At 74.2% G+C, this 8,573-nt stretch carries 5 protein-coding genes; 1 reads left to right on the top strand and 4 read right to left on the bottom strand.

Annotated elements, in window-relative coordinates; all coding sequences use genetic code 11:
- The 3 genes from A2U95_RS02825 to A2U95_RS02815 all read right to left on the bottom strand — a co-directional run.
- Window positions 1-1,828: type I polyketide synthase (locus tag A2U95_RS02825; RefSeq protein WP_420857012.1), on the bottom strand; the 1,828-nt coding region annotated here is incomplete at its 3' end.
- Between the two features lie 249 nt (window positions 1,829-2,077).
- Window positions 2,078-2,848, bottom strand: a complete 771-nt coding sequence (locus A2U95_RS02820; protein WP_166020651.1) for a thioesterase II family protein — start codon at window positions 2,846-2,848, stop codon at window positions 2,078-2,080.
- Between the two features lie 252 nt (window positions 2,849-3,100).
- Window positions 3,101-4,360, bottom strand: a complete 1,260-nt coding sequence (locus tag A2U95_RS02815; RefSeq protein WP_166020650.1) for an FAD-dependent oxidoreductase — start codon at window positions 4,358-4,360, stop codon at window positions 3,101-3,103.
- A 300-nt stretch (window positions 4,361-4,660) separates the two neighbouring features.
- On the opposite strand from A2U95_RS02815, the gene A2U95_RS33330 reads away from it, so the two are divergent.
- The gene (locus A2U95_RS33330; protein ID WP_277350861.1) at window positions 4,661-4,888 is read left to right on the top strand and encodes a DUF5988 family protein; all 228 of its coding nucleotides are present in this window, start codon (window positions 4,661-4,663) and stop codon (window positions 4,886-4,888) included.
- 101 nt (window positions 4,889-4,989) lie between these two features.
- Here A2U95_RS33330 and A2U95_RS33325 read toward each other — a convergent pair.
- Window positions 4,990-8,573 (bottom strand): SDR family NAD(P)-dependent oxidoreductase (locus tag A2U95_RS33325; protein WP_166020648.1); only part of this gene is annotated, 3,584 nt, incomplete at its 5' end.

The following is an 8,573-nucleotide window of genomic DNA, read 5'->3' as shown; positions in this document are numbered from 1 at the left end:
GGTCCAGGTGCTTGTCGAGCTCGGCGCAGACGGCGTCGAGGGCGTCGGCGAACACCGGGAACGCCGCATACAGCTCGCGGCCCATCCCGGCCCGCTGCGAGCCCTGGCCGGAGAAGAGGAATGCCGACCGTCCGCTGGTGGCCGTGCCCCGGACCACGCCCGGGGCGGTGCCGCCGGAGGCCAGGACCTCCAGCCCTCGGACGAACTCCTCCCGGTGCGCCGCCACCACGGCGGCCCGGTACTCGAAGTGCGAGCGGGTGGAAACCAGGGACCAGCCGTTGTCGGCGCTCGACGTCTCCTCGTCCGCACGCAGACGGGCCAGCAGGCGCTTCGCCTGCCCCGCCAGCGCCTCCGGCGACTTCCCCGACAGCACCCACGGCACCACGGGAAGGGTGACCGTCGGCTCCACATCCGCCGACGGTTCCCCGTCCGCGACGGCCTCAAGGATCACGTGCGCGTTCGTCCCGCTCACACCGAACGACGACACACCCGCACGGCGCGGCCGGTCACCCGTCTCCGGCCACTCCCGCGCCTCCGTCAGCAGCTCCACACCGCCCGCCGACCAGTCCACCTTCGTCGACGGCCGGGCCGCGTGGAGGGTGGGCGGCAGGACGCCATGACGCATCGCCATGACCATCTTGATCACACCGCCGACACCGGCGGCGGCCTGCGTGTGCCCGATGTTCGACTTCAGCGAGCCCAGCCACAGCGGCCGCCCGTCCTCCGGACGCTCCTGGCCGTACGTGGCCAGCAGCGCCTGCGCCTCGATCGGGTCACCCAGCGTCGTGCCCGTACCGTGCGCCTCCACGGCGTCCACGTCCGCACCGGTCAGGCCGGCACCCGCCAGCGCCGCGCGGATGACGCGCTCCTGCGCGGGCGCGTTGGGGGCGGTCAGCCCGTTGCTGGCGCCGTCCTGGTTGACGGCGGTGCCGCGCACCACCGCCAGCACCCGGTGGCCGTTGCGGCGCGCGTCCGACAGACGCTCCACCAGCAGCACGCCCACGCCCTCGCCCCAGCCGGTGCCGTCCGCGTCGTCGGAGAACGACTTGCAGCGGCCGTCGGTCGACAGGCCGCCCTGGCGCTGGAAGTCGGTGAAGGCCGCGGGGGTGGCCATGACGGTGGCTCCGCCCGCGAGGGCCATGTCGCACTCGCCGTTGCGCAGCGCCTGGACGGCCAGGTGGAGGGCGACCAGCGAGGACGAGCACGCCGTGTCCACGGTCACCGCCGGCCCTTCGAGACCGAGGGTGTACGCGACCCGGCCCGAGGCGACGCTGCCGATGTTCCCGATGCCGAGGAGCCCGGCGACCCCCTCGGGGACGTCCTCGTCGGCCACGCCCGCCGCGTAGTCGTGGTACATGAGGCCGACGTACACGCCGGTCCGGCTGCCGCGCAGGGTGTCCGGGCCGATGCCGGCGCGCTCCACGGCCTCCCAGGACGTCTCCAGCAGCAGTCGCTGCTGGGGGTTCATGGCGAGCGCCTCGCGCGGCGAGATGCGGAAGGGGGCGGGGTCGAAGTCGCCTGCGTCGTGCAGGAAGCCGCCCGCGCTCATCCCGGGGGTGACGGGCTGGGCGCCGTCGGGGTCGTAGAGGTCGTCGACGTCCCAGCCGCGGTCCGCGGGGAAGCCGCTGACCGCGTCGGTTCCGGTGGCGACGAGCCGCCACAGCCCCTCGGGGTCGCCGGCTCCGCCCGGGTAGCGGCAGGCCATTCCGATGATGGCGACGGGCTCCCGGTCCTTGGCCTCGGCGCGGCGCAGCCGCTCGCTGGTCTCGTGCAGGTCGGCCGTGACTCGCCTCAAGTAGGAGCGGAGCTTTTCTTCGTTCGCCATCAGAGCGTCACCTGTCCGGATAAACCGACGAGCTGGAACTTCACGAGGAGCGGGGGCGGGGGCGGGGGCGAGAAAGGGAACGGAAGCGGGATCGGGAGCCGGAGCGGAAGGGGAAGCGAACGGCCCCGGGAAGACGAAAGAGAGGCGGGGGCGGGCCTTGCCGGCCACGCCGCCCGCCTGTTCCGGGGCGTACGGCCGTCAGGGGAGTCGTCCGGCACGGGGGCCGCCGGACGGTGCCGCGCGGTCGTAGGCCTAGCGGCTGCCGGTGGTGGCGGTCGCCAACCGGTCCGAGATGATCTTCAGCATGGCGGTCTGGTGGTTCGAGAGGAAGAAGTGGCCGCCCGCGTAGGTGTGCATCGCGAACCCGGCGTCGGTGTGCTCCTCCCAGGCACGGGCCTCGTCGAGGGTCACCTTCGGGTCGTCGTCGCCCGTGAAGACGGTGATGGGGCACGACAGGGCGGGGCCGGGCTCGTACACGTAGGTCTCGGCGGCGCGGTAGTCGCCGCGGATCGCGGGCAGCGACATGCGCAGCACCTCCTCGTCGCCGAGGACCCGGGGGTCCGTGCCGCTGAGAAGGCGCAGTTCGGCGAGCATGCCCTCGTCGTCCCGCAGGTGCACGGTCTCGTGGCGCGGGCGGGAGGGGGCGCGGCGGCCGGACGCGAAGAGGTGGACGGGAGCGGCGCCCCGGGCCTCCATCAGCCGGGCCATCTCGAAGCCGAGGGTGGCGCCGAGGCTGTGGCCGAACAGGGCGGTCGGCGGGTCGTCGGGGCCGGGGGAAAGGACGTCGACGATCTGCCGGGCGAGTTCCTGCAGCGTTTCGACGCATTTCTCGTGACGGCGGTCCTGGCGTCCCGGGTACTGCACGGAAATGACGTCCAGTGCGGGGGAAAGCGCTCTGGCGACCGGGAAGAAGAACGTCGCCGAGCCGCCGGCGTGCGGCAGGCAGACGAGCCGCGTTCTCCGGCCGGGTGCTTCGCCGAATCTGCGGAGCCACAGTGTGGGGTCGACTTCCGGAGCAGCCATGTGAGAAATAGGTCCTTTCCGCTTTTCCCGTGTTCCCGCCACTTCCCGTCGACGGTAGAAGGGGGAGTCCGGCGGCCCAACCCCTCCGGTCCGGACTGTTCCCCCTACTCCCCCGCAGCCGCGTAGGGGGCGCCCGGGGGCGGGGGCCAGGACCGGACCGGGGGCGAGGAGAGGCGGGCCTGCCGGACGGGAGGGGCGCGCCAGGACTTCCCCGGCCGCTGCCCGCCGCCGGTCGACGGGAGCCGGTTGCGGTCAGAGGAGGGCCGGCTCCGGCAGCACGGCGCCCTGACGGCGCAGCTCGGCGCTGACCTCGGCGCCGCCCGGCGTGCCGCCGTCGGCCACCACGGCCGCGGCGACGCCCGCCGCCTGCCCGGTGGCGAAGGCGGTGCCCATGACGCGCAGCGACGCACCGGCGAGGCGGTCGCCGTCGACGTTGCGGCCGGCGGCGAAGAGGTTGTCCGTGTCGGCGCTCCACAGCGACCCGAGGGGGATCTCGTAGTAGCCGTCCCCCTTGATGAAGTGCCACTCGGACGGCAGGCCGGGACCCGGGTGGTACTCGACCGGCCAGGCGCCGACGGCCACCGCGTCGTGGAACCGGGCGGCGCCCAGGACCTCGTCCACGCCGAGCCGGTACCGGGCGATGACGTGGCGGGACTCGCGCGTCCCCAGCTCGGGGCCGGTGCTGACGATGTACGCGCCCTCGGCTCCGGGCAGGGAGCGGATGACGTCGAGGTAGGCGTGCGCCTGGACGCGGGCGCGGGCCTCGGCACGGCTGACGTCGGCGGCGTCGCGGGCGTCGTACGCCTCGTCGACGATGTAGGCGATGACGTCCCCCGACACGGGCAGCCGGGCGACCAGCCCGTGGGCGGAGACCAGTGGCCGCACGCCTCGGGCCCGAGCGGTGTGGACGGCGGCGGAGACCTGGGCCCGGGAGACGTCGACCTGCGGCGGGATGCCGCCGAAGCGGACGCCGAGCGACCCGTTCTGCACCATGCCGTCCGTTCCGTAGCGGACCGCCGCCCCGGCGAACGCGGCGAGGTCGGCCTCGCCGCTGGCGTCGACGAAGGCGTCCGCGGTGACCTCGGTGACGCCGCGGTGGCCGGCGACACTCACCCGGGTGATCCTCCCGTCCACCCGGTGCGCACCGGCCACGTGGCTGTGCAGGCGGACGTCGACGCCCGCGGTGGCGCACAGGGTGTCGAGGACGCGCTTGACGGCCTCCGGCTCGAACACGACGCACACGCCGTTGAACCGTTGCGGGGCGCTGACCGCTCCTTCCTCGCGGAGCGCGGACAGCACTTCCTCGGCCACGCCGAACACCACCTGCCGGGGCTCGTCCTCGCGGGTGTAGATCCCGCAGTACGTCAGGACGTTGCGCAGCGTGGCGGCCCCGCCGAGGCAGGGGCCGCGCTCCAGCAGCAGGGTGCGGGCGCCGGCGCGGCGCGCCCCCACGGCGGCGGCGACGCCGGCGGAGCCGCCGCCCACGACGACCACGTCGTACTTCTCTGCCATGTGACGGCCTTCCGTAGAGGAATCGTTCGGGCATCGTTCGGACATCGGTCGGACGGCTCCACGGCACGCGAAGAAGGGTGCGGCCGGTCCGCCCGCCGAAGATCTGTGCACGGGAAATCCGTGAGTTCTTTCCGCGGAGTTCTGTCCGCGCGGGGAGAACAAGGGGACCAGGGCCACCAGGGAATCATTCGGGAAGTACCCCTACCAAGAATTCCTCCCCCCTACCGGGGGCGGTCAGGGGTGCATGAAAGGGGCGGATCCGAAGAAGAATGGGGCCGGATCGAGACGAGAGGTGTGCCGATGACACAGACCCTGCCCTTTCCCTCAGGCACGACGAACAGCCCCGTCCGACTCGAAGGAGGCCCTGCCGAACTGGTCGGCACCGTGGATTTGAAGGAATTCCGCGAAACGATCTTCTCCGACGAGAAGATCAAGATCCGGCACGGCAACGGCTACGAGCACTACACGCCGTCCGGCAGCACGCCCGGGGTCTACCAGTGGGTGGGCCGCACCAAGATCGCCGAATAAGCCAGGCGAGACCCGCAAGTCCTCAGGGTCCGTCCTCCGCCACCGCGGAGGACGGACCCTGAAGCTTCTGCGGGAGGGGGCGAGGCACCCTCCCGCGTGGGTCAGGTGGTGCTGAAGCGCTGGTCGATGAAGGCGAACAGCTCGTCGTCGGAGGCCGCGTCGAGTTCCTCCCGGACGTCGGCGCCCCTCTCCTCCTCGAACGGGACGTGTCCGGCCGTTCCTCCCCGGACCTCGTCCCACCGTGCCAGCAGGTTCCTCAGCCGCAGTGCCACGGACTCCGCCGGCCCGCCGTCCGGGGCGAGCCCCCTGACCCGTTCCGGTGTCAGCGTCTCGAACGTCTCCTCCAGCCGCCGCAGCTCGGCGTCGAGGTCGAGCGGTCCCGCCGCGTCCGGCCGGGCGTCGGCTCCGGCGTCGGGCGCCAGCTGGGACAGGACGTGGGCCGCCAGGTCCAGGGGCGTCGGATGGTTGAAGACCAGGGTCGCCGGCAGCCGCAGCCCGGTCAGCGCGTTGAGCCGGTTGCGCAGCTCCACCGCGGTCAGGGAGTCGAAGCCGAGCTCGCTGAAGGCGTGTTCCTCCGCGACCCGGTGTCCGGCGGCGTGGCCGAGCACCGACGCCACCTCGTCCACGACCACGTCGACCACCATCGCCCGACGCCTCTCGGGGGCGGCCTCGGCGAGCCGGTCGCGCAGGGTCCGTTCCGTCGCCGTCCCGCTGCCCGCGGCGGCCCGGCGCGGAACCGCCCGCAGCAGCCGCCGCATGAACGGGGCGACGACCCCGCTGCCGGCGGCTTCGCGCCGTGCGGCCGACAGGTCCAGCACCACGGGCACGACCGCCGCGTGACCGGCGGCCACGGCCGCGTCGAACAGCTCAAGGCCGCGGGCGGCGGGCATCGGCGCCATCCCGGAGCGCCGCAGCCGCCGCACGTCCGCCTCCCCCAGGCTCCCCAGCATGCCGCTCTCCGCCCAGGGCCCCCAGGCGAGTGCCACGGCGGGCAGCCCGCGGGCCCGGCGGTGGTGCGCGAGCGCGTCCACGTAGGCGTTGGCCGCCGCGTAGTTGGCCTGTCCGGGCGCGCCGATCACACCCGCGACGGAGGAGAACAGGACGAAGAACGACAGGTCCATGCCCGCGGTCAGGTCGTGCAGGTGCCGGGCGGCGTCCGCCTTGGGGCGGAAGACCGTCGCGACGCGCTCCGCCGTCAGCGACTCGACCACCCCGTCGTCCAGCACGCCCGCGGTGTGCACCACGCCGGCCAGCCGGCCGCCGGTGACGGCCGAGGCCAGCAGGGAGGACAGCGCCGCACGGTCGCCGACGTCACACGCCTCGACCCGCACGGCCGCGCCCGCGTTCCGCAGCTCGGCGACGAGTTCGGCCGTGCCGGGCGCGGCGGCGCCGCGCCGGCTGACCAGGAGGAGGTCCCGCGCCCCCCACGCGGTGACCAGGTGCCGTGCCACCAGCCCGCCCAGGGTGCCGGAGGCCCCCGTCACCAGAACGGTGCCCTCGACGTCCGGGCGGTGGCCGGTCCCGGCCGCCACCGCGCCGGACCGTTCCAGGCGGGCGGCGTACGGCACTCCGTCGCGCACGGCGAGCTGCGGCTCGTCCAGCAGCGCCAGGGGCGCGAGGTCCCGGATCGAGCCGTCCGTGTCGACGAGCACGACCCGCCCCGGGTACTCCGACTGCACCGACCGCACGAGGCCCCACACGGCGGCGGCGCCCGGGTCCGGCACGTCCCCGCCGTCGACGGCGACCGCTCCACGGGTGACCACCAGCACCGGGCGGTCGTCCGGCGGGTTCCCGCCGAGCCACGCCTGCAGCCGCTCCAGCACCCGGGTCACCTGGTGGCGGGCCTCGGCCGCACGGTCCACGTCCACGCCCTCGGCGGCGGCCTGGACGGTGAGCACCGACGCCTCCGGAGCGTCGCCCCCGACCGCCTCGGGGGTGTCCACGGCGACCCAGTCCACCCGGTACAGGTCGTTCCCGGCCGTCCCGCCGGCCCCCGGCCGGGCGAGCTGCTCCGCCTTCAGCGGCCTCAGCTCCAGCGACTCCACCGAGGCCACCGGCGCGCCCGTCCCGTCCGCGCACACCACGGAGACCCCCGGGCCGTCCGCCCCGGCGGGCGCCAGCCGCACCCGGAGCCACCGGGCGCCGACGGCGTGCAGCCGCACGCCGCTCCACGCGAACGGCAGCCGGGTCCCTCCGTCGGCCTTGGCGTCCTCCGTGTCCTCCGGGGACAGCAGGCCCAGTGCCACGGGATGCAGTGCGGCGTCCAGCAACGCGGGGTGCACGCCGTAACCGTCGACCTCATCACCGGCCGTCCCGGGAAGCGCCACCTCGGCGAACACCTCGTCACCGCGCCGCCACACGGCACGGAGACCCCGGAACGCCGGGCCGTACTCCAGGCCCGTCCCGGCCAGTTCGTCGTACGCCGCCCCGGCCGGGACCTCGACGGCGCCGGCCGGCGGCCAGATCCGCAGCGACTCGGTGTCCGGCGGGGAGGCGCCGGCAGTCGCGTCCTCGTCCGCGAGCACGCCCGCGGCGTTGAGCACCCACCCGTCCCCGTCCCCGCCGGGGACGCGGGAGTGGATGCGCACCGCTCGCCGCCCGTCCTCGCCGGGGGTGTCGACCGCGATCTGCAGGGACGTCCCTCCCCGCTCGGGCAGCACCAGCGGCGCGTGCAGCGTCAGCTCCTCCAGCAGGGGCGCGCCGACCCGCCCGCCCGCGTGCAGCGCCCAGTCCACCAACGCCGTGCCCGGCACCAGGCGGGCCCCCATGACGACGTGGTCACCGAGCCAGGCGTGCGACGCCGACAGGGAACCGGTGAAGAGGGCGGCTTCCGATCCGGCGACCTCCGTCTCGGCGCCGAGCAGCGGATGCCCGGTGCGGTCCAGCCCGAGCCCCACGGGGTCGCCGGCCGGGGCGGGCGAGGACTCCAGCCAGTAGTGCTGGTGCTGGAAGGCGTAGGTGGGCAGGTCAACCCGCTGAGCGTTCATGCCTGCGTAGTAGGCGGTCCAGTCGACGGCGGTGCCGTGCACGTGCAGTTCGGCGAGGGCGGTGACGACGGCGTCCGTTTCCGGGCGGTTCTTGCGCAGGGCGGGGATGAACGCGGCGTCGGTGGTCGTCTCCTGGGCCATGGCGGACAGGACGCCGCCGGGGCCGAGTTCCAGGTAGGTGGTGACGCCTTGGGCGTCGAGGTGGCGGATGCCGTCGGCGAACCGGACGGCCCGGCGGACGTGGTTGACCCAGTAGTCCGCGGTCAGCAGCTCCTCACCCGCCGTCTGACCGGTGAGGTTGGAGACGATCGGGATGCGCGGGGTGTGGAAGGTGGCCGTCTGCAGGATCTGCCGGAACTCCTCGAGCATGGGTTCCATGCGCGGGGAGTGGAATGCGTGGCTGACCCGCAGCTTCTTGGACTTCGCGAACCGCTCGGCGATCGCGGTGACCTCGTCCTCGTCGCCGGAGATGACCACGGAGGTCGGTCCGTTGAGGGCGGCGATGGACACGTTCTCGGTGAGCAGCGGCAGGATCTCGTCCTCGGTCGCCTGCACCGCGATCATCGCCCCGCCCTCGGGCAGGGCCTGCATCAGCCGGCCACGCGCAGCCACCAGGGCGGCCGCGTCCTCCAGCGACCAGACGCCGGCGACGTGCGCGGCGGCGAGTTCGCCGATGGAGTGGCCGAGCAGGTAGTCGG

Origin of the sequence: Streptomyces chilikensis, from assembly GCF_001642695.1 — a bacterium.
GTDB classification, from domain to species: Bacteria; Actinomycetota; Actinomycetes; order Streptomycetales; family Streptomycetaceae; genus Streptomyces; species Streptomyces chilikensis.
This window is presented reverse-complemented; position numbering and strand designations above follow the sequence as displayed.

Coding starts and splice junctions, on each gene's coding strand:
- A2U95_RS02815 (WP_166020650.1), bottom strand. CDS start 4,360: ATGGCAGAGAAGTACGACGTGGTCGTCGTGGGCGGCGGCTCCGCCGGC.
- A2U95_RS02820 (WP_166020651.1), bottom strand. CDS start 2,848: ATGGCTGCTCCGGAAGTCGACCCCACACTGTGGCTCCGCAGATTCGGC.
- A2U95_RS33330 (WP_277350861.1), top strand. CDS start 4,661: ATGACACAGACCCTGCCCTTTCCCTCAGGCACGACGAACAGCCCCGTC.